Genomic DNA, 21,053 nt, shown 5'->3' on the forward strand with positions numbered 1-21,053 from the left:
CACACTATCTCCATATCTATGTAATAAGATGTAACAAGTTCGTAACAACTTGCGAATGATTACATAGGAAATTGCGAGAAGAGAAAATTATTTGAATTTATTTTAGAAAATGAACAATAGCCAGGCAGGCCAGCAAAGTGCGAAGGCATTTTCATGGCTGTTAGGGGCACTTGGAATTTCGTATGGGAACAGGCAACGCCGGTACATGGAAGTACCGGCGAGGCGCAGATGAACATGGATGTGAATTTGCACCGCTTGCCGGATAAAAAAGAATATAATCCGAAATTCTTAGTGCCCCTTGCAGTTATGATACAGCCTTAGTACTTGCCGGGCTGCCCGGCTATTTCTTACTTAGTAAAAATAAATAGAATATCTCTTCTGCAATACCTGATGATTACATAGGTAAGGAGACAGATATGAAATACAAAACAGTAAAAAAATTATGGCTTGCAGCCGCAATCCTGACAACTACAACTTCATTATGGACCAATGTCAATGCCATGGAGACACCAGCTGCATCCGGTGCAGGCGTAATCCGGGCACTGAATGAGCAGCGCATTTTATCTGAGCAGTATGCACTGCAGCAGATACAGACAGGAGCTGGAGAACTGGCAGAAGGTGAAGCAGCAGGCGAAGCAGAAATAAATGATGTGGCAGAACTTTCACTTGGAAATGCAGAAGAGGAAATGCCGGCAGCAGACCAGCCGGAACTTGCGGTTGCAATCGCACCGAACTATGTGAATATTCGAAAAGAACCGTCTACAGAAGGAGAAGTGCTTGGAAAACTTTACCGTAATACGGTAGGTGTGATAGAGGCAGCAGAAGAGGGCTGGTATTATATTACTTCCGGTTCAGTCAGCGGATATGTCAGTGCAGAATATGTCTGTGTGGGAGAAGAAGCAAGAGCACTTGCGGAAGAAATTGGCACACAGCTTGCCCTGGTAACTACAACAACTTTAAAAGTGCGTACGGAAGCATCCACAGAGGCCGCCGTATTAGGTTTGGTGCCGGGTGGCGATATACTAACGGTAACAGAGACACTGGATGGCTGGTTAAAGGTTGATGCAGAGGAAGGGGAGGGCTATGTAGCAGCAGATTATGTAGAAACCTATACGGAATATCCCCATGCAGAATCCATTCAGGAAGAAGCAGAACGGTTAGCAAGAGAAGAAGCCGCAAGAAGAGCGGCACAGGAAGCGGAAGAAAGAAGAAAAGCGGCAGAGCAGCAGGCAGCAGCACAAAAGAAGGCAGCAGCGAAGCAGAGCACCAATCATGCAACAGCAGGGAATGCAACATCTAAAGCTTCAACATCTGGAAATGCTGCATCCGGAAACAGCGGAACAGCGGCGTCTGCATCTGATGCCGGTTTAGGCAGGCAGATTGCAGATTATGGATTGCAGTTTGTAGGAAATCCATATGTATATGGTGGAACCAGTCTTACAAATGGGGCGGATTGTTCCGGCTTCGTGCAGAGTGTATATAGGAATTTTGGAATTAATCTGCCAAGAACCTCCGGTGAGCAGGGAGCCTGCGGAAGCGCAGTGGCATCTTTGGCAGAGGCACAGCCGGGAGATTTAATCTGGTATTCCGGTCATATCGGAATCTATATCGGAAACGGACAGATTGTGCATGCAAGTTCAGCAAAGACCGGAATTAAAGTATCAAATGCAGGCTACCGGACGATTCTTTCTATCCGAAGAATTGTATAAAGAGAATAAAAATTTTTATCCGTGGAGATACTGACTACAATAGAAAAGAGTATAAATTAGTAGAAAAGATTGTAGCAGGAAGGATAGAAGATATATGGGAACAAAGGGAACCATTATCATTCAGGAGTCAGAAGGAAGGATGCCCCAGGAACTCTGCCAGCAGCTTTTAGAAGAGGGCTACCGTATTGTATACGAAGAAGACAGGCGGGCAGGAAGTCAGATTGAAATTGGAACGGCCTGTATCTTAGAAGTAGACAATCATTGTATCAGAAGAGGCAGGAAAAAGATTCATCTGACACCTAATGAATATAAAATTTTATATACCATGGTGAAATCTCCCCACCGGGTATATAGCAGAAACCAGTTGATTACTTATGCGTTAGAGGATTCCTTTGATGGCTATGACAGAACCATAGATTCCTATATTAAGAGTATCCGGAAGAAAATTGAAAAGAATCCCAGACGGCCGCGTTATATCATAACGGTGCACGGAGTCGGCTATAAATATGTTCCATCAGACAGTGAGGGCACTCATGGAGAATAAGAGCCTGGAACAGAGGATGGAAACAGAACCGGTGCATCGTGTGATTTTGTCACTGGCGGCACCTACGGTACTTAGTATGCTGGTAATTTCTGCTTACAGTATTGTGGATACCTTCTTTGTAACAAGACTTGGCAGCAGGGCAACCGGAGCGGTCGGAATTACGTTTGCTCTGGTGGCATGGATACAGGCAGTGGGCTATACTGTTGGCATGGGAGCGGGAAGCCTTGTTTCAAGGCTCCTTGGAAAGAAAGAAAAAGAGCAGGCAGAGCAGATTGCAATTTCGGCAATTATGTCAGGGCTGCTGCTTGGACTTATAAGTCTGGGGGCAGGTCTGATTTTTTTGACACCTTTGCTGAAGCTTTCCGGTGCAACAACAGAGCTGCTTCCATATGCAAGGGAATATGCCCTCTTTGTATTGCTGTCGGCACCCTTTACCATAGAGACACTGGTACTTGGTACGCTTCTTCGGGCACAAGGCAGGGCGAAAGCATCCATGGCAGGAATGGTAACCGGTGGAATTCTTGATATTATACTGACACCGGTGTTTCTGTTTGTCTTAAATCTTGGAGTAAAAGGAGCCGCATTAGCGGCATTTATCGGACAGGCAGTGGCAGCGATGGTACTGGGAGGCTGTTTCTGGCATGGCAGAATGAAACTGAATGGAAAGAAACAAAGTAAAAATTTTTTTAAAATAAAGGACTATGGTAGCATTATAAAAAATGGTCTGCCGTCGCTTTGCAGGCAGGGATTTGCCAGCGTGGCAGCTGTATTGTTAAACCGGCAGGCGGTAGGATATGGAGATGCGGCAGTAGCAGCAATGTCTGTAGACGGACGGTTATTTATGGTATTTTTCAGCCTTTTTATCGGATATGGTCAGGGTTTTCAGCCGGTGGCAGGGTATCAGTTTGGAGCTGAAAATAAAAAAAAGTTAAAGCAGGCATTTATTTTTACTTTATGGAGCAGCACCATAGCGGCGGCAGGAATCGGTCTGGCAGGATTCCTTTTCGCACCGATGACCATGAACTTCTTTTTAAAAGAGGATATGGCAGCACAAATCGGCATTTTTACTTTTCGAAGCCAGTGCCTGATTCTTCCGCTGATTCCGATAGGAATTTTAAGTAATATGCTGTTTCAGGGAATCGGGCAGCAGGGGAAGGCGGCATTTCTATCAGCGTGCCGTCAGGGAATTGTATTTCTTCCGTTGATTTTCCTTCTACCGGAATGGATCGGACTGGCGGGAGTGGAAATTGCGCAGGCATTGTCAGATGGGCTGACTGCAATCATCAGCATTCCATTTGTGTTTTGTTATTTCCAAAAGAGTGAGAAAAAAAGAACAAAAAAAAAGACCAGTGACGGAAAGCGGCGGCTATGAAGCGCCGTTTGGTCAACTGGTCTACTGAACCATTTCTACCAGATAAGCTAACATGGTAACAGGTTCTTTCTTCTGTGCTTTCATCTCTCTTACATATGCTTCGTATTTTGCTACGAACCTGGAAAGACCCAGCACTGCATCCTGCTCTAAGAACATACAAATCCCTCCTTATGCAATTTATTATCTGAACAAACCTCTTTGTTCATTTAGTATTATATACTTACCTTTGGTAAATGTCAACAAAAAAGATGTGAAAAAATTGTGTAAAATTACCATAAAAGAAAATTAAGTTTTTGTTAATAAAATGTAAGGAACATTTGGTGTATGATGATAAGGAATGAAATAACAGATAACGCATATAGGAGCAGATAAAAATAAATGAGACAGACCGGAAGAGGAAAGAGAAAAACAGGAAGAAAAAAATATACATATGAGAAACCACATACAGCAGCAGAATACCGGCGTAGAAGAAGACAGCAGCAGGTGCGGATTCAGAGAATGCTGCTGCTTTTAGGAATTGTTCTTGTAGTAATTTTCATATTTGTATTAGGTGGGAAATTGCTCCGCTGGATAAGGGGAAAACATTTGGCAGCAGCAGATGTGCCGGCAGCCGTTACCAAAGTGGTAGAAAATCCGCCGGATTATGATGTGCAGCTTCTTACGATAAATGATTATTCCAGACCGGGACTTGCAATTGATCAGGTAAATGGCATTGTGGTGCATTATACTGCAAATCCGGGAACCACAGCGCAGCAGAACCGTGATTATTTTGAAGGCTTAAAGGACAGCCATGAAACACATGCCAGCAGTCATTTTGTCATCGGACTGGATGGTGAACTGATTCAATGCATCCCATGCAAAGAGATTTCCTATGCATCCAATGACAGGAACAGTGATACTATTTCCATCGAATGCTGTATCCCGGACGATACCGGAAGATTCAACGATGCCACCTACCAGACATTAGTGCATCTGGTGGCATGGCTTTGTGGCAGATATGATCTGACCATGGATGATGTCATCCGTCATTATGACGTAACCGGAAAAAACTGTCCGAAATATTATGTGGAACACGAGGATGCCTGGAAGCAGTTTAAGGTAGATGTGGCAGATTATATAGAAAAGAATGGAGTTGTCCCGGAAAATCTAAAAAATGACAAGGAGTAAGTCTTGCCAAATCTTCTGATTTCAAGTAATATTAAATCATTGATAGTGGAGAGACGAAAAGTCCACTGGTTGTAAGAAGGAAAAACATGTTAGAAGAGATTTGTAAGGCACTGACCGAAGAGACGAATATACGTGAAAATCTGATAGAATTAAAGAAAAGCATAAAAAATCAGGATGCATTGAAGGAATGGAAAGAATACCATGCAACGCATCCGGTTTTGTATGCTTTTTTGAGTTCCGAAGATGCTAAAATCCGGAAAAATGCAGCACTTATTCTGGGTGAGACAAATGAATCAGCGGCGGCAAAAGCACTGTTTGAGGCATACCAGAGGGAGAATACACGCTTTGTGAAAAGTTCTTATCTTACTGCAATGAATGGACTTGATATAGAGAATTATCAGGACGCACTCGGGAAGCGTTACAAGGAATTGATAACAGAAGTTCCGGCAGAAAGCGAAAAGAAGCACAGAACGGAAGAACTGCATGCTCTGGATAAATTGTTAGGTGGGCTGAACCAGAATAAGAAGCATCGTTTTACTGGATATGAAGAAGAGGTAGAAGTGCTTCTGACAACCAATCCTGCATATCGTGAGATTACGGCAGAACAGATAAAAAAAGATCGTCCGGTGCTGGTTCCGGCAGGTGTAAAAGTAAAGACAACACATCTCGGGGATGTGATAAAGATTCGTACTTTCCGGGAGATGCTGTTGCTGTTGTCCGGGGGACACCGGATTGCTGCAGAACCGGAAGCGGTAGCAGAGGCATATGCAAAATCAAATCTTATGGAGTTATTAAACAGGCTGCATGAGGGCAATCCACCATTTCGCTTCCGCATGGAAGTAAGGGGCATTGCACCGGAAGAAAAAGGCAGCTTTATCCGGAAAGCGGCAGCAGCATTAGAAGATTTAACCGGACATCAGCTGTTAAATACGGTAGATGGCTATGAAATAGAATTGCGGCTTACGAAGAATACGGATGGCACATTATATCCATCCTGTAAATTATTTACGATTCCAATGCGGAGATTTTCTTACCGGAAGGAAGCAGTTGCAGCATCCATTCATCCGGCAAATGCAGCATTATTTATGAAGCTGGCAGAACCTTATCTGAAAAAGGGTGCACAGGTATTAGATCCGTGCTGCGGAGTTGGTACCATGTTAATAGAACGTGACCTTCTGGTGCCGGCGGGAGATATGTACGGACTGGATATTTTTGGAGAGGCTGTGATAAAGGCAAGAGAGAATGCCAAAGCGGCAGGAAGGCAGATTAATTATATTAATCGTGATTTTTTTGATTTTACACATAAATACCTTTTTGATGAAATCATTTCCAATATGCCATTGAGAGGGAAGAAAACAAGAGAAGAACAGGATGCCTTTTACAGTCAGTTCTTTGATTGTGCAGGAAAATTCCTGAAAAATGGTGGTCATATGATTTTATATTCCAATGAGGGCGGCTTTGTAAAGAAACAGCTGCGGAGACATATGGAATATCGTCTATTAGACGAGTTCTGTATACGGGAAAAAGAAGGTTTTTATTTATTTATAGTCGGTAAAAAGGGGTAACAAAAATGAAGCAGAAGTTGGACATGCAGGGGAGTAATGAGTTAATGTTTGGAGCGGAATTACTCGACGGAAGAGTGCTTCAGGGATTACAGGACCGTTTCTGTGCCTGTAATAATTTATATTGTGTATGCTTAAGCCAGATGCAGGGGGTTGTGACCAAGGCATATGGTTCCAAGGAAGAACTGAATTATCTTCATGAAAAAGTCGGTATGGCACGCCATATTGTGCTGCTGAACAGACTGATTACCTCTGAGATGGAAGATGTAGTGGAAGAACCATTGGAAGAGGATTATTTGAAAATGAACGGTGTTGCAATCCGTGTAGGCGGTAAGATTGCAGCAATCTGGATTGTCATTGGTGTGCTTTCTGATATAGCCGCACCAGAACAGGAGATTCCGGAGAATATCCAGAAGACTACGACAAAGCAGTATTACAATTCACTTGATTTTTTAACCTATATATCCAAACAGTATTTTGCTACAAAGTTGGATGAGCTTCTGGCACAGGAAGCATTTGCAAAAAACAGGGAAAGCCAGGAGCAGATTAAGACAGAATTACAGCGTACAGAGGTCATGACTTCTATCGTGAAAATGTTGGAGAGTGAAAATGGCTTTTCCAAAATTGCAGACGAAATTCTGACAGATGTATGCAATTATCTGAAAATCAGTAATGCAGCATTGCTCCGTATTAACCGGGATGGCGAGACTGCGGATATGATAAGTGAATGCTGTCTGGAGGAAGAGGATGCATTGATTGCAAAATGCCAGGGCATTTCCACATCAGAATTTCCTTTTACCAATGGCAAGCCTTATATGATTTCAGCAGATTCCATACTGCCGCCCGCGTTTGCACAGTTTTTTGAAAAATGGAATATTCAGGCGGCAATCAGCCTGCCGGTAGAGATTAACGGGGAAGCTGCCATGTATTTATGCTTCTTTGAACTGCGGAAACGCCGTATCTGGGATGTTTCCGATATTAAATTTTTAAATGAAGTAAAACAGATTGTGCAGAGTATTTTGATTAAGCGGATTACAAAGAATTCGCTGGCAAGTTCTTATGCATCCTTAGAGGCAATCCTTGAAAATGTAGGCTGTGGAATCTGTGTAAGGGATATGCTTTCGGAGAAGATTCTTTATACGAACCAGCAGTTTCACAGGTTATTTGCAGATGGCCGGTTTGAAAAGCAGCAGGATGAGATTTTCCGTTACGGTAATAAGCGTTATGGAAATGGTAATTTTGTAGAATATTATTCCAAAGAGGATAACCGGTATTTTGACATTTATCATACCCAGATTAACTGGGTGGATGGCAGAAGGGTTATGCTGCTGACGGTTTATGATGTGACGGATAAAAAGCTTTATCAGCAGAAGATTGAACGCCAGGCGAATAATGATTTCCTGACGGGACTTTATAACAGAATGCGTTGTGAGCATGATGTGGAAATCTATATCCAGAGAGCCAGGGAACAGGGTGGCAAGGGAGCACTCTGCTATATTGACCTGGATGACTTTAAGCATATTAATGATGGTCTGGGACATCAGTATGGGGATATTCTGCTGCAGACGATTTCAAGAAGCCTGCAGGGAGTGACCGGACTGGATTCTACCTGCTACCGCATGGGTGGTGATGAGTTTATCATCATTGTTAATCAGGAAGAATATCAGCGTCTGGATGAGATTTTAACAGAGATTAGGAATATTTTCTCCAAGCCGTGGTTCTTAAAAGGTGGAGATTACTACTGTACCATGAGTATGGGGGTGGTACGTTTCCCGGATGACGGAGACAATGTACAGGAATTAATCAAAAAAGCAGATATTGCTTTATACGAAGCAAAAAAAGGCGGTAAAAACCGTATAGAATTCTATGATGAGAATGTAGAAGCAACATCCTTTAAGCGGCTTGATTTAGAGAAGAATATGCGTTATGCCACTACAAATTCCTGCCAGGAATTTGAGGTGTATTATCAGCCGATTGTGGATATTTCCAGACCGGGAGACCCATGTAGTGGAGCAGAGGCACTTATCCGCTGGAATTCCGAGGCAATGGGGATGATTTCCCCGTCTGAATTTATTCCACTGGCAGAATATTTAGGACTTATCAATCCAATCGGAAGCTTTGCATTGAAAGAAGCCTGCCACCGTTGTAAATACTGGAATGACATGGGACATCCGGAGTATCATGTCAATGTAAATCTTTCGGTGGTACAGCTATTGCAGAATGATATGAAAGAAAAAGTCAGGGAAGTGTTGGAAGAGACAAAGATGGATCCGGCAAACCTTACCCTTGAAGTAACAGAGAGCCTTGCAATTAACGATATGAAGCGTATGAAGAGGATTCTTTCGGATATCAAGAGCCTTGGAGTAAAGGTTGCACTGGACGATTTTGGAACAGGTTATTCTTCCTTGAACCATATCCGTGAGCTGCCGATTGACATTATCAAGATAGACCGCTGCTTTATCATTGACATTGGAAAAGATGAGTATGCAGAGGCCTTTGTAAAGATGGTATCAGAACTGGCAGAGACCATCGGAGTACGGATTTGTGTAGAGGGGGTAGAGGAAACGGAACAGGTGGAGAAGCTCCGCAGCATGAAGGTGCAGTATATTCAGGGTTATTATTATGGTAAGCCAATGCGTGCAGAGGACTTTGAAAAGAAGTATCTGTAGAAATAAAAGAATGAGTAAAAAGCTGATGGAAGGAAAGCTTTTTACTCATTTTAAGTTTAGCAGTCTATCTCCAGTTCTACCGGACAATGGTCGGAACCAGGAACTTCCGTATGAATGGCAGCTCCCTTTAACTTCTCTTTTAAGGACTGGGAAACCAGAAAATAATCAATACGCCATCCGGCATTCTTTTCCCTTGCGTGGAAACGGTAGGACCACCAGGAGTAGATGCCTTCCTGTTCCGGGTAGAAATAACGGAAGGTATCGATAAAACCATTTTCTAAAAGAACAGAGAATTTTTCCCGTTCTTCATCTGTAAATCCGGCATTTTTACGGTTGGTTTTCGGGTTCTTCAAATCAATTTCTTTGTGGGCAACATTCAGGTCACCGCAGAAAATAACCGGTTTCTTTTCTTCTAATCCCTTTAAATACTGTAAAAAAGCATCTTCCCATTCCATACGGTAGGAAAGCCTTGCCAGTTCGCTCTGGGAGTTTGGCGTGTAGCAGGTGATGAGATAGTAGTTTTCATATTCTAATGTGATAACACGTCCTTCTTCATCATGCTCCGGGATGCCAATGCCATAGCTTACAGAAAGAGGTTCCTTTTTGGTAAAGATGGCAGTGCCGGAATAGCCTTTTTTCTTCGCATAATTCCAGTACTGGTAATAGCCCGGAAGGGAAAGGTCAATCTGTCCTTCCTGCAGTTTAGTCTCCTGAATACAGAATGCATCTGCATTGATTTCATGGAAGAAATCTAAAAATCCTTTATTGACACAGGCACGTAAGCCATTTACATTCCAGGAAATAAATTTCATAGTGAGTCTCCTTTTTATTGATACATATCGGTGATTGCGAAAAAGCGGTGTTTTATTTGAAAAAGGTCTGTATTCGAAGAATTGGTGGCTTATGTGATGTGAAATGCCAGCAATTCTTAGCTGCATATTTTTCTTAATGGTAAACTGTCTTTCCGTTGCTTTGACCGGATGCCGTCACTGTCCGCCAGGTGCGGATGCCACATAATAACTGCAAGGGGCACTAAGAATTTCGAGACATATTTTGTCAGGTCCGGCAACCGGCACAAATTCACATCCATGTTCATATGTGCCTCGCTGGCACGTCCCTGTGCCAGCGTTGCCGGGTGCCGGACGAAATTCCAAGTGCCCCTAACAGCCATTAAAAGGCATCCGTACTCCGGCGGACAGTACCGGCATCTTGTCAAACATTGGAAAGACTGCTTTCTATCACAAAAAGAAAAATATGCAGCTTAGAACTGCGGTATTTCATATTAAAGCCAACATTCTTCGAATACAGTCTTTTGAAATAATAATTTCTTTTCGCAATCACATATTTGTTTCATTATACCCATTAGACTGGATATTCTTCAAGAAAAATATTATACTATTTCTATATATAAAAATGCAACGTATTGTGGAGTTATAAGCGAAGGAGGATATGCGATGTTAGAGAAGGTAGATTTAAACCGGAAGATGGGGAAAAAGGAATATAAGGAGTGGATGGACGATTTGCAGCCGAAACTTTCTTATCTGCAGAGAGCCTGTAAGGAACAGAAGATTCCGGTTATGATTGTATTTGAGGGATTTGGTGCAGCAGGAAAAGGAACATTGATTAATAAAATCATTGAGCCTTTAGACCCGAGGGGATTTTCGGTGTACGCTACTGCAGTGGAGACAAAGGAAGAAAAAATGCATCCGTTCCTGTGGCGTTTCTGGACGAAGATTCCATCACAGGGAAGAATTGCAATTTTTGACAGAAGCTGGTACCGGAGAGTGTTGGTGGACCGCTTTGACGGTGTGACCACAAAGGAGCAGCTTGATTATGCGTTCGGAGAAATCTGTTCCTTTGAAAAACAGCTGACGGATGATGGCATGGTAATTATTAAGCTGTTCGCAGATGTGTCAAAGAAGGAGCAGAAGAAGCGTTTTGATAAGCTTCTGGAAGATAAGAAGACTGCATGGCGGGTAACAAAGGACGATTTGGCGAGAAATAAGCATTATGAAGAATATCTTGCCATGAATGAAGAAATGCTGGAAAAGACGGATTCTGAATATGCACCGTGGCATATTTTAGAGTGCACCGACCGGGAATATGCGGCAGCAAAAATGACGGAAATCGTAGTTTCTGTGTTGGAGCAGGCAATCGCAGATAAGAAAGCCGAACAGGAGAAGAGGGAGCAGGAGAAAACAAAGGCGCAGGAAATAAAACAGGAAAAGGATACTTTGCAGGAAGCAGGAGCCGCATCACAAAAGGAGCAGGTACTTAAGAGCTCCGTACTGGCAGGAGTAGACCTTTCAAAGAAGATGGAAAAAGAGGAGTACAAAAAAGAACTTGCACGTCTTCAGGCAAGACTTTCCGAGCTTCATAATGAACTTTATAAATACCGGATTCCGGTGGTGCTGGCATTTGAAGGCTGGGATGCCGGTGGAAAAGGCGGAGCCATCAAACGGCTGACCCAGGCATTGGATCCAAGGGGGTATCAGGTAAATCCGGTGGCAGCACCCAATGATGCAGAAAAAACACATCATTATCTGTGGCGTTTCTGGAAACAGTTTCCAAAGGATGGTCATGTAGCAATATTTGACCGTTCCTGGTATGGCCGCGTTATGGTTGAGAGAATCGAAGGCTTCTGTCAGGAAGAAGAATGGAAGCGTGCTTACCATGAGATGAACGAAATGGAAGAGCAGCTGGCGCATCATGGAACCATTGTTTTAAAATTCTGGATGCACATTGATAAGGATGAGCAGGAGCGTCGTTTTAAGGAGCGTATGGAAAACCCGGCAAAGCAGTGGAAGATTACCGATGAGGACTGGCGCAACCGTGAGAAATGGGATGCTTATGAAAAGGCAGTGGATGAAATGCTGATTCGTACCTCTACCACTTATGCACCATGGATTTTAGTAGAGGCAGACTGCAAGTATTATGCCAGAATTAAAGTGCTTCGTACGGTGGTAGAAGCAATTGAGAAGCGTCTGAAAGAAGAAAAAGAACGGAAATAATTACCACTTGGTTCGTATTTCTTACCACTTATTCCAAAGGCATTTACAGAAAAATGTGTTTGTGTATAATGAGTGACATAGGAAGGAACGACAATGAAGATACGGATTGAATTAGACGAAAACTTAATAGAGGATGAAGTGCTGATTCGCTGCAGATCCTTAGATGAAAATGTAAGGAAAATACAGGAAGCCGTGTCACAGGTGCTTACCGGAAAACAGCAGTTAATCTGTTATAAGGAAGATACGGAATACTATCTGTCTTTGGATGAAATCCTGTTTTTTGAGACAGAGACCAAAGAGGTATGGGTGCATACAACAGATAAGATGTATCAGACCAGATATAAACTGTATGAGCTGGAAGAACTGTTGCCGGGACATTTTATGAGGGTTTCCAAATCCACGATTTTAAATACCAACCGGATTTACTCCATTACAAGAAATCTTACGGCATCAAGTGTGGTGGAATTTATGGGAAGCCATAAACAGGTATATGTATCAAGATATTACTACAAACCATTAAAATGTAAACTGGAAGAAAAGAGGATAAGAAAATGAAAAAAGAGAGAATCTTCTGGGGACTGTTTCTGATTTTTGGAGCGGTATTCCTGATTGTAAGCAAACTGGGACTGGTGGAAGGCATTGGCTTCTGGACGGTAATCGGAACAATATTTTTCGGTTGTATTTTATTAAGCAGCCTGATAAAGCTTCGATTTACCGGAATCTTTTTTTCATTGGCATTTCTTGGAATTATTTATGATGAACAGCTTGGCATACAGGCGATTACACCATGGCCGATACTTGGAGCGGCACTGCTTTTATCCATCGGCTTCGGTATCATTTTTAAGAAGAATACCACAAAATGTTGGAAAAAGAAAAAAGATACGGACTATGAGACCATTATAGATGAAGAGGATGGTAACCGGATTTCTTTCGATACCTCCTTTGGCGCATCCATCAAATATGTGAATACGGATGATTTCCAGTCTGCTTCCTTGGACTGCAGCTTTGGCAGCATGAAAGTGTATTTTGATAATGCGATGATGCAGCAGCCACAGGCAACGATTTATCTGGATGCATCCTTTTCCGGAGTAGAGCTTTATATTCCAAAGAGCTGGGCAATGATAAATAAAGTCCATGCAGCATTTGGTGCAGTGGAAGAGAAAAATCGGAATGTACCGGATGGTGTGCACAGTGTGATACTTACTGGAGAATGTAATTTTTCCGGCGTAACAATTATATATGTATAAGAAATAGCATAGAGAAAGCTGTCAGCAAAATTTTGCTGGCAGCTTTCTCTAATGTATTTTATGCCTGTGTGCCCGGAAGCCGGAGGCTTGATTTCATCAGCAGGGCTGCAATTGCGGCAGTGAGAATTTCCGTAATCCAGAAGGCATGGAATACGCACTGTGGACCAAAGGCTTTGCAGAGAACAAAAGCAAGCGGAATGATAAAAAGGATATAACGGAGCAGTGAAATAATTAAGGACTGTCCGCCCTTTGAAAGCCCTTCCAAAGCACCGGAGGCAGTAATGGATACGGTGGAAATCAGGAAACCACAGCAGATAATCCGAAGGGCATTGCTTCCCACGGAAATTGTGGTGGCATTGTCTGTAAACATTCCGATAAGGTAAGGTGATGCAGTAAAGCAGATAATCATACCAAGGAGCATAATGACACCATTCATACAGAGGGTAAGATGATAGATTTTCTTCACACGCTTTATTTCACCGGCACCGTAATTGAAGCCCACCAGCGGACGCATCCCCTGGATAATTCCATTGGCAGGAAGGTAGAGGAAGGTCTGCAGCTTGTAATAGATTCCGACGACTACCACATAACACTGGTCATATGCGGCAAGGAGTCCGTTTAAAAATGAGATCAGTAAGGACGGCAGAGCCAGATTTAAGATGGCTGGAATGCCGATACCATATAATTTCAAATCAAGATGTTTATCCAGGATAAGATATTTTCTGCTAATCCGTACACTGATTGGGCGCAGAAAATAGGCAAAGAGATAAAAAATAAGAGTCAGCAGCTGTCCGATACCGGTGGCAAGGGCAGCTCCGCGCATTCCCATTTTCGGGAAGATGCCAATTCCGAAAATTAAAAGCGGGTCTAAAATGATATTGGCAATACATCCTAGCATCAGTCCAATCATGGAGACATTCATTCTGCCGACAGACTGAAAGACTTTTTCAAAGGTTAAATTCATCATAATAATGATACTGAATACAAATACAATATTTGCATATTCTACACCTGACTTAAGAACATTACTGTCGGTGGTAAAGCGGCTTAAAAACGTAGGAATCAGGGCAATGCTTCCAATCGTTAAAATGACACCATGCAAAATAGAAAAGAAGAACCCATGGGTTGCAGCAATATTGGCTTTTTCCCCTTCTTTTGCACCAAGGTGAAAAGAAATTAAAGCATTAATTCCGACACCAAATCCAATTGCCACAGCATTGATAAAATTCTGCACCGGATAGACCAGGGAAAGGGCAGTCATGGCATCTTCACTGATTTTGGCCACAAACAGACTGTCTATAATATTATAAAGAGAATTTACCAGCATGGAGATAACCATAGGAAGTGCCATGGTAGTCAGCAGTGGCAAAATCGGTTTTTCTTTCATAAAATCTTCATTCATAATAATTACTCCTTTTTTCTTTTTTCTCACTAATCCAAAGTGTGAGAAAGAACAAAGAATGTGCCTTGGCGCATTCTCGCACCTGCGGCGGTCGCTTGCGACATCTACCTTATACACCGCAGTGTGCATCCTCGCGGAGCGTTTTTTACTTTACAGGAAAGCAATTTCCTGTAAAGTAAAAAACGCCACACAATTATCGCAAGGATAATTGTGTGGCGAAAAGTAGTCAGACTAGAAAAATCCACACCAGTTTTAGCGTTATGAAAATAGCATAAATCATAGGAAAAGTCAAGATAATATCATAGAGCGGAAGAAGATGGCTTGAATATGAATTGGAACATTCAATGGAAAAATGATTGACAAATACCCTATGGGGGTATAATATAAGCATACCGGTAGGGGGTATATGACTATCGGGAAATGTGTATTGGAATGTGAAGATAGAAGGGAGCCTGACTATGGCAGAAGAAAAAGAGATGTGCCCATCCTGCTGTGGACGGAAGAAGCACAGACAGGAAGCAGAATATCAGGATTTATTAAAACGCTTGAACCGGATTGAAGGACAGGTGCGGGGTGTAAAGAAAATGTTGGAAGAAGACCGCTACTGTGTGGATATTTTAACGCAGGTGTCTGCAATTAATTCTGCACTGAACTCCTTTAATAAAGTGTTGTTAGCGGAGCATATCAAATCCTGTGTGGTGGAAGACATCCGTGCCGGAAAGGAAGAAGCGGTGGATGAGCTTTGTGCGACCCTTCAGAAACTGATGAAATAGAGGAGGACAAAAGTGTGAAACAGGAACGTTATGAAGTCACAGGTATGACGTGTTCTGCATGCTCTTCCCGTGTGGAAAAGTGTGTGTCAAAGATTGACGGAGTGGAAAATGTATCCGTAAATCTGCTGACCAACAGTATGCAGGTGTCCTATGACGAGAATAAGGTCAATGAAGATATCATTGTATCAGAAGTAGAGAAGGCAGGTTATGGTGCTGCACTGGCAAATGCCGGAAATGAGAAACGTACCGGCAAAGGGAAAAAGATAAATAAGGCAGAGCAGGAAATTCATGAGATGAAAATCCGTCTGATCTGGTCTGTTATTTTTCTGATTCCGATGATGTATATTTCCATGCACCATATGTTTTATGAATGGTTTGGAATTCCGGTACCGGGATTTATCAAGGCTGCATTTCACGGAGATGAGAATGCACTGGCATTTTCCTTTTCCCAGTTTTTATTGCTGCTTCCGATTATGTATCTGAACCGGAAATATTTTATTGTAGGATTTAAGAATCTTTTTGTACACAGAAGCCCGAATATGGATTCGCTGATTGCACTTGGGGCATCGGCTTCCGTTATCTATGGTGTATTTGCCATTTTCCGGATTGGTTATGGCCTGGGACATCAGGATATGGCACTGGTAAGCCGGTACAGCATGGATATTTATTTTGAGTCTGCAGGAATGATTCTGACATTGATTACAGTTGGAAAATATTTAGAGAGCCGTTCCAAAGGAAAGACCAGTGAAGCTATTGAGAAGCTGATGGACTTGGCTCCGAAGCAGGCAAAGGTCTTAAGAGATGGCAAAGAAGTTACGGTTCCGGCAGAGGAACTGGTAAAAGGTGATTTGGTGCTGGTTCGTCCCGGTGAAACCGTTCCGGTGGACGGAGTAATTGAAGAGGGACAGTCAAGCCTCGATGAATCTGCCATTACCGGGGAGAGCATTCCGGTATATAAGGAAGTGGGGGATATTGCAATTTCCGCAACCATTAACCAGAATGGCTTCTTGAAAATCCGTGCATCCAAGGTCGGGGAAGATACCACCATCAGCCAGATTATTCATCTGGTGGAAGAAGCTGGATCCAGTAAAGCACCGATTGCCAAGATGGCAGATAAGATTGCAGGAGTATTTGTGCCGGTGGTTATTACAATTGCCCTAATTGCTGCAATCATCTGGCTCATCAGTGGGGCAACCTTTGAATTTGCACTTTCTATTGGAATCGCAGTGCTGGTTATTTCCTGTCCGTGTGCCCTTGGACTTGCAACACCGGTAGCTATTATGGTAGGAACCGGAAAAGGTGCAGAAAACGGAATCCTGATTAAGTCTGGCGAAGCGCTGGAAACGGCGCACAGTATCGATACTGTAGTTATGGATAAGACCGGAACCATAACAGAAGGTAAGCCAAGGGTTACAGATGTGAGTGTTGGAACCACAGAATTAAACGAAAAAGAATTTGTGGCAATTGCAGCAGGCGTTGAGCAGGGAAGCGGGCATCCACTGGCACAGGCAATTCTGCAGTATGCGAAGGAGCAGGAGATTATGCCCCTTGCCATGAAGAATTTTAAGACAATTCTGGGCAGAGGAATTGAGGCAGAAGACGAAAATGCATCTTATTATGCGGGAAACGAAGCCTTTATGAAAGAAAAGGGAGTGTCATTGGATGACCTTGGAGATACTCTGGACAAGCTGGCAGAAGAAGGAAAGACTCCATTAATCTTTGCGAAAAACAACAGCCTTCTGGGTATCATTGCAGCAGCAGATGTGGAAAAGAAAACCAGCCGCTATGCTATTGAAGCATTCCGTAAGATGCACATTGAGGTAGTAATGCTGACCGGAGACCATAAACGTACCGCCGAAGCTATTCGTAAGAAGCTTGGAATTCCAAAAGTAATTGCAGAAGTATTGCCGGAGGATAAGGAACGGCATATTGCCAAACTGCAGCAGCAGGGACATAAGGTTGCCATGATTGGAGACGGAATCAATGATGCACCGGCACTGGCAAGAGCTGATGTAGGAATTGCCATTGGGGCAGGAACAGATGTGGCAATCGAAAGTGCAGATGCGGTACTGATGCGGAATGATCTGATGGATGCCGTAACAGCCATCCGGTTAAGCAAAGCGGTTATCCGCAATATCAAGGAGAACCTGTTCTGGGCATTCTTCTATAACAGCATTGGAATTCCACTGGCAGCAGGCGTTTTATACCCGGCATTTCATATTAAATTAAATCCGATGTTCGGTGCAGCAGCAATGAGCTTAAGCAGCGTCTGTGTAGTATGCAATGCTCTCCGGTTAAAGCTTTTTAAACCGCAGCGATTAGAGCAGACAGCAGGAAATGTGGCAGAACAGATAGCGGAAAAAGCAGCAGGAAGTCAGATAGAACAGTCAGCAGAAAAAGTGACAGATAATAATGAAAATTATAAGGAGGATAATAAAATGAAAGAAACACTTAAAATTGAAGGAATGATGTGTGAACACTGTAAGAAACATGTGGAAGAAGCATTAAATGCCATGGAAGGAGTACAGGCAGCTGTCAGCCTTGAGACAAAGAGTGCTGAAGTAACCATGGACAAAGAGATTCCGGATGCAGCATTTGCAGAAGTGATTGAAAAAGCAGGATATCAGCTTACCAGTGTTGAAAAATAACAAAATAACGTTATAAAAATCAAAAAAAATTAGGAAAAATGCAAGAAAAAAATTCCCTTATGCTATAAAGTTATGTTATAATAAGCGTAATTGAAACAACATGGGCGAAGGTAGAGGGAAGAAGTTAGGAGGACGGTTCCCGCAAAAGGAACCGTCCTCTTTTATTTACGCAGGTAGCGGGAAAAACCACAGCACATGATGGACAGACAGGAGGAACAGTTTTTATGTGGTCATATGACAGTGTATTTTATCAGATTTCAACATTGGGATTTTGCGGGGCTCCAACAGAAAATGATGGTGTTCTGGCTCATCGGATAAAGAAAGTGGAAGACTGGATTCCGCATATGGTAAAGCTTGGAGTGGATGCAATATATTTCTGTCCGGTTTTTGAATCAGACCGTCACGGTTATGATACCAGGGATTATACAAAGTTAGATGTAAGACTTGGAACCAATGAGGACTTTAAAGAAGTATGTGGAAAATTACATGACAACAATATCAAAGTAGTGTTGGACGGAGTGTTTAATCATGTGGGAAGAGGCTTCTTTGCATTTCAGGATTTACTGAAAAACAGAGAAAATTCTCCATATAAGGACTGGTTCACAAATGTGAATTTTTGCTGGAATAATAATTATAACGACGGACTTTCCTATGAAGGCTGGGAAGGACATAATGAGCTGGTAAAGCTGAATTTGCGGAATGAAGAAGTAATCCGGCATATCTTTTCAGCAGTAGAAGGATGGATAAAAGAATTTGATATTGACGGACTGCGTCTGGATGTTGCATACAGTCTGGATATGGATTTTGTAAGAAGATTACGTCAGTTCGTAGATTCGAAAAAGGATGATTTTTATCTCCTGGGCGAGATGATTCATGGTGATTATAACCGTCTTCTGGATGAACAGAATATGTTGCATAGTGTAACAAATTATCAGGCATATAAGGGAATGTGGTCCAGCTTTAATGACCGCAACCTCTTTGAAATCAATTATACCCTGGAGCAGCATTTCTGTGGAATGTATCAGGGCAAACATTTATTAAATTTTCTGGATAACCATGATGTGAACCGTCTGGCAAGCACTTTAAAGGAAAAAGAACATCTTCCACTGGTATATGCAATGCTGTTTGCAATTCCTGGCATTCCATGTGTCTATTATGGCGGTGAATGGGCAGCAGAGGGAAAGAAGGAAAATGGCGGGGATGAAGCACTCCGCCCTTCCTTTGAAGCACCGGAATGGAATGAACTTACCGATTATATTTCCAGACTGGCGAAGGTTCATAAATCGGAAAAAGCACTTTGCTATGGCAGCTACCGAAAGGTATTCTTAACAAACCGGCAGATTGTATTTGAGAGAAGCTTTGAAGGTGAGCGGATTCTTGTAGCAATCAATCTGGAAGAGAATCCCTTCCATGCATCCTTTGATGCAGGAGCAGCAGAAGCAGTTGACCTGCTGACCGGAGAAAAAGCGGTATTTCAGGGTGGTCTCGATATGCCGGCATTTTCCGCAGCTTATTTAAAGATAACCGGATAAAAAGATAATACATAAGAATAAGAGATAAGAGCTATAAGGAGGAAGTGTAGTAATGGCAGAAAAACGTAAATCTTCAGAAAAAAGTAATATAGGAAAGAAACTGGCACTTGGATTAATTGCAGTAATTTCACTCCCGATTCTTCTGGTTGGACTTGCCGGAATTATCATAATGCATCTGGTACAGAATACAGCATTAAATGCAGGTGTGGGAACGATTATTTTAATTGTGGTTTTAGCGGTATTTGTGGCAGGTTCCCTGTGGCTTGCAGTAGCAATTGCCGGAAAACTGAAAGCTGTAATTGGAAGTATGGATAAGATTGCGGATGGAAGCCTTCAGTTAGAAGAACCAAAACATAATGAAAAAAATGATGAAATCAGCAAATTGTTAGGCTCTGCCAATGATTTGGTAAGAAGCTTTGCACAGATTGTAACCGGAATCCGTAGAGCCAGCAGGGAATTAAGCGAACTGTCTACGACATTCAGCCAGTCCTTTGACACTATGAATGAAGCGTTGGATCAGGTGAGCGGTGAAGTTGCTTCCATTACAGATAATACCGTTTCACAGGCAGAGAAAACACAGCATGTACAGCAGAAAGTAGCAGAAATCGGTAATGCCATTGAAGTGATTGCCAGCAATATTACACTTCTTTCGGACAGTGCATTAAAAATGAAAGACTGCAATGAATCAGCAGAGGTGATTATGCAGCAGCTGGTGGAAATCAGCAGACAGAACAGGCAGTCTATTGATGAAGTGCAGAGCCAGACAGACAGAACCAATCAGTCTGCCTTACAGATTCGTACTGCAACAGAGATTATTGCAGGAATTGCAAGCCAGACAAATCTGCTTGCTTTAAATGCAAGTATTGAAGCTGCGCGGGCAGGAGAACAGGGAAAAGGATTTGCCGTAGTTGCAGAAGAAATCCGTACCTTGGCAGACCAGTCCAGAGAGTCTTCAGAGCAGATTAATAAAATTGTTAATGAACTGATTGATAATTCTAATGTCAGTGTAGACATTACCGGAAAAGTATCAGAAGCATTTGAACAGCAGAATGCAAAGATTCGCGAGACAGAGACAATCTTTACTGCCTTGAATCATGAAATTGAAAGTGTCAGCACTTCTATTCAGGGAATCAATTCAGAAGTCGGTGGCTTGAATGAACATAAGAGTGCCATTGAAGAGAAAATGGATTCGCTTGCTGCAGCAGCAGAGATAAATACAACAAGTGCCAGAGATACATCTGAGGCAATGAACGAGTTTGAAGCTTTGGTAGAAGAATGTAAGAATGCAACTGCCAGAATTACTTCTGTAGTAGCAGAACTGGATGAAAATATCCGTAAGTTTAATGTTTCTTCCATGAAAGAAGAAGTAGAGAAAAACATGATGTAATAAACGGTATACAATTGCAAAGAGAAGGGT

The 21,053-nt window shown here is 42.5% G+C and carries 18 protein-coding genes; 14 read left to right on the top strand and 4 right to left on the bottom strand.

The features are described from left to right. Positions 1–153: 153 nt before the first annotated feature. The 4 genes from DWV68_RS14420 (at position 154) to DWV68_RS08640 (ending at position 3,625) form a co-directional block, all read left to right on the top strand. A complete protein-coding gene (locus tag DWV68_RS14420; protein ID WP_156454681.1) occupies positions 154–321 on the top strand; it encodes a hypothetical protein in 168 nt (55 codons plus the stop codon). Positions 322–416: 95 nt separating this feature from the next. After that, on the top strand, positions 417–1,709 hold the full coding sequence (locus tag DWV68_RS08630) for a C40 family peptidase (RefSeq protein WP_118665544.1): 1,293 nt from the start codon (positions 417–419) through the stop codon (positions 1,707–1,709). Between the two features lie 94 nt (positions 1,710–1,803). Then, complete coding sequence (locus tag DWV68_RS08635; RefSeq protein ID WP_118665546.1) at positions 1,804–2,253, top strand: winged helix-turn-helix domain-containing protein; 450 nt, start codon at positions 1,804–1,806, stop codon at positions 2,251–2,253. After that, entirely contained in the window at positions 2,243–3,625 is a 1,383-nt protein-coding gene (locus DWV68_RS08640; RefSeq protein WP_158561832.1) for an MATE family efflux transporter, read from the top strand. The genes DWV68_RS08635 and DWV68_RS08640 overlap by 11 nt, the downstream gene beginning before the upstream one ends. Before the next feature lie 21 nt (positions 3,626–3,646). Here the strand turns inward: DWV68_RS08640 and DWV68_RS14875 are convergent, their stop codons facing one another. Continuing rightward, positions 3,647–3,781: a hypothetical protein gene (locus tag DWV68_RS14875; protein ID WP_022244007.1), complete on the bottom strand. Its 135-nt coding sequence runs from the start codon at positions 3,779–3,781 to the stop codon at positions 3,647–3,649. 222 nt (positions 3,782–4,003) lie between these two features. Here DWV68_RS14875 and DWV68_RS08645 point away from each other — a divergent pair, with 222 nt between their 5' ends. The 3 genes from DWV68_RS08645 to DWV68_RS08655 all read left to right on the top strand — a co-directional run bounded on the left by DWV68_RS08645 (position 4,004) and on the right by DWV68_RS08655 (position 9,023). After that, complete coding sequence (locus tag DWV68_RS08645; RefSeq protein WP_118665548.1) at positions 4,004–4,792, top strand: peptidoglycan recognition protein family protein; 789 nt, start codon at positions 4,004–4,006, stop codon at positions 4,790–4,792. 86 nt (positions 4,793–4,878) lie between these two features. Beyond that, positions 4,879–6,357 (top strand): methyltransferase, encoded by a 1,479-nt coding sequence (locus DWV68_RS08650; RefSeq protein WP_118665550.1) that lies wholly within the window; start codon positions 4,879–4,881, stop codon positions 6,355–6,357. 5 nt (positions 6,358–6,362) lie between these two features. Further along, positions 6,363–9,023 carry a sensor domain-containing phosphodiesterase gene (locus DWV68_RS08655; protein WP_118665552.1) on the top strand — a complete coding sequence of 887 codons (2,661 nt, stop codon included), beginning with the start codon at positions 6,363–6,365 and terminating at the stop codon, positions 9,021–9,023. Between the two features lie 56 nt (positions 9,024–9,079). Here the strand turns inward: DWV68_RS08655 and DWV68_RS08660 are convergent, their stop codons facing one another. Continuing rightward, complete coding sequence (locus DWV68_RS08660; RefSeq protein WP_022244011.1) at positions 9,080–9,835, bottom strand: exodeoxyribonuclease III; 756 nt, start codon at positions 9,833–9,835, stop codon at positions 9,080–9,082. 116 nt (positions 9,836–9,951) lie between these two features. Beyond that, positions 9,952–10,194 carry a hypothetical protein gene (locus tag DWV68_RS08665; protein ID WP_117698055.1) on the bottom strand — a complete coding sequence of 81 codons (243 nt, stop codon included), beginning with the start codon at positions 10,192–10,194 and terminating at the stop codon, positions 9,952–9,954. Positions 10,195–10,477: 283 nt separating this feature from the next. Between DWV68_RS08665 and DWV68_RS08670 the strand changes: the two genes are divergently transcribed. From DWV68_RS08670 to DWV68_RS08680, 3 genes are all read left to right on the top strand, one after another. Then, a complete protein-coding gene (locus tag DWV68_RS08670) occupies positions 10,478–12,034 on the top strand; it encodes a phosphate--AMP phosphotransferase (protein WP_117842007.1) in 1,557 nt (518 codons plus the stop codon). Between the two features lie 93 nt (positions 12,035–12,127). Further along, positions 12,128–12,589 (top strand): LytTR family DNA-binding domain-containing protein, encoded by a 462-nt coding sequence (locus DWV68_RS08675; protein WP_117698057.1) that lies wholly within the window; start codon positions 12,128–12,130, stop codon positions 12,587–12,589. Continuing rightward, positions 12,586–13,281, top strand: coding sequence for a LiaF transmembrane domain-containing protein (locus tag DWV68_RS08680; RefSeq protein ID WP_117842005.1), 696 nt, complete (start codon positions 12,586–12,588; stop codon positions 13,279–13,281). The genes DWV68_RS08675 and DWV68_RS08680 overlap by 4 nt, the downstream gene beginning before the upstream one ends. 58 nt (positions 13,282–13,339) lie before the next feature. Here DWV68_RS08680 and DWV68_RS08685 read toward each other — a convergent pair whose 3' ends face one another. Next, the gene (locus DWV68_RS08685) at positions 13,340–14,683 is read right to left on the bottom strand and encodes an MATE family efflux transporter (protein ID WP_118057210.1); all 1,344 of its coding nucleotides are present in this window, start codon (positions 14,681–14,683) and stop codon (positions 13,340–13,342) included. Between the two features lie 458 nt (positions 14,684–15,141). On the opposite strand from DWV68_RS08685, the gene DWV68_RS08690 reads away from it, so the two are divergent. The 4 genes from DWV68_RS08690 (at position 15,142) to DWV68_RS08705 (ending at position 21,023) form a co-directional block, all read left to right on the top strand. Then, a complete protein-coding gene (locus DWV68_RS08690) occupies positions 15,142–15,456 on the top strand; it encodes a metal-sensing transcriptional repressor (protein WP_117698060.1) in 315 nt (104 codons plus the stop codon). 14 nt (positions 15,457–15,470) lie between these two features. Next, positions 15,471–18,104: a heavy metal translocating P-type ATPase gene (locus DWV68_RS08695; protein WP_118665554.1), complete on the top strand. Its 2,634-nt coding sequence runs from the start codon at positions 15,471–15,473 to the stop codon at positions 18,102–18,104. Positions 18,105–18,328: 224 nt separating this feature from the next. Continuing rightward, positions 18,329–19,636 (top strand): alpha-amylase family glycosyl hydrolase, encoded by a 1,308-nt coding sequence (locus DWV68_RS08700; protein ID WP_118665556.1) that lies wholly within the window; start codon positions 18,329–18,331, stop codon positions 19,634–19,636. 52 nt (positions 19,637–19,688) lie between these two features. Beyond that, positions 19,689–21,023: a methyl-accepting chemotaxis protein gene (locus DWV68_RS08705; protein ID WP_117698063.1), complete on the top strand. Its 1,335-nt coding sequence runs from the start codon at positions 19,689–19,691 to the stop codon at positions 21,021–21,023. Positions 21,024–21,053 lie beyond the last annotated feature (30 nt).

The organism is Roseburia sp. AF12-17LB, assembly GCF_003479605.1.
Lineage (GTDB): Bacteria > Bacillota > Clostridia > Lachnospirales > Lachnospiraceae > Roseburia_C > Roseburia_C amylophila.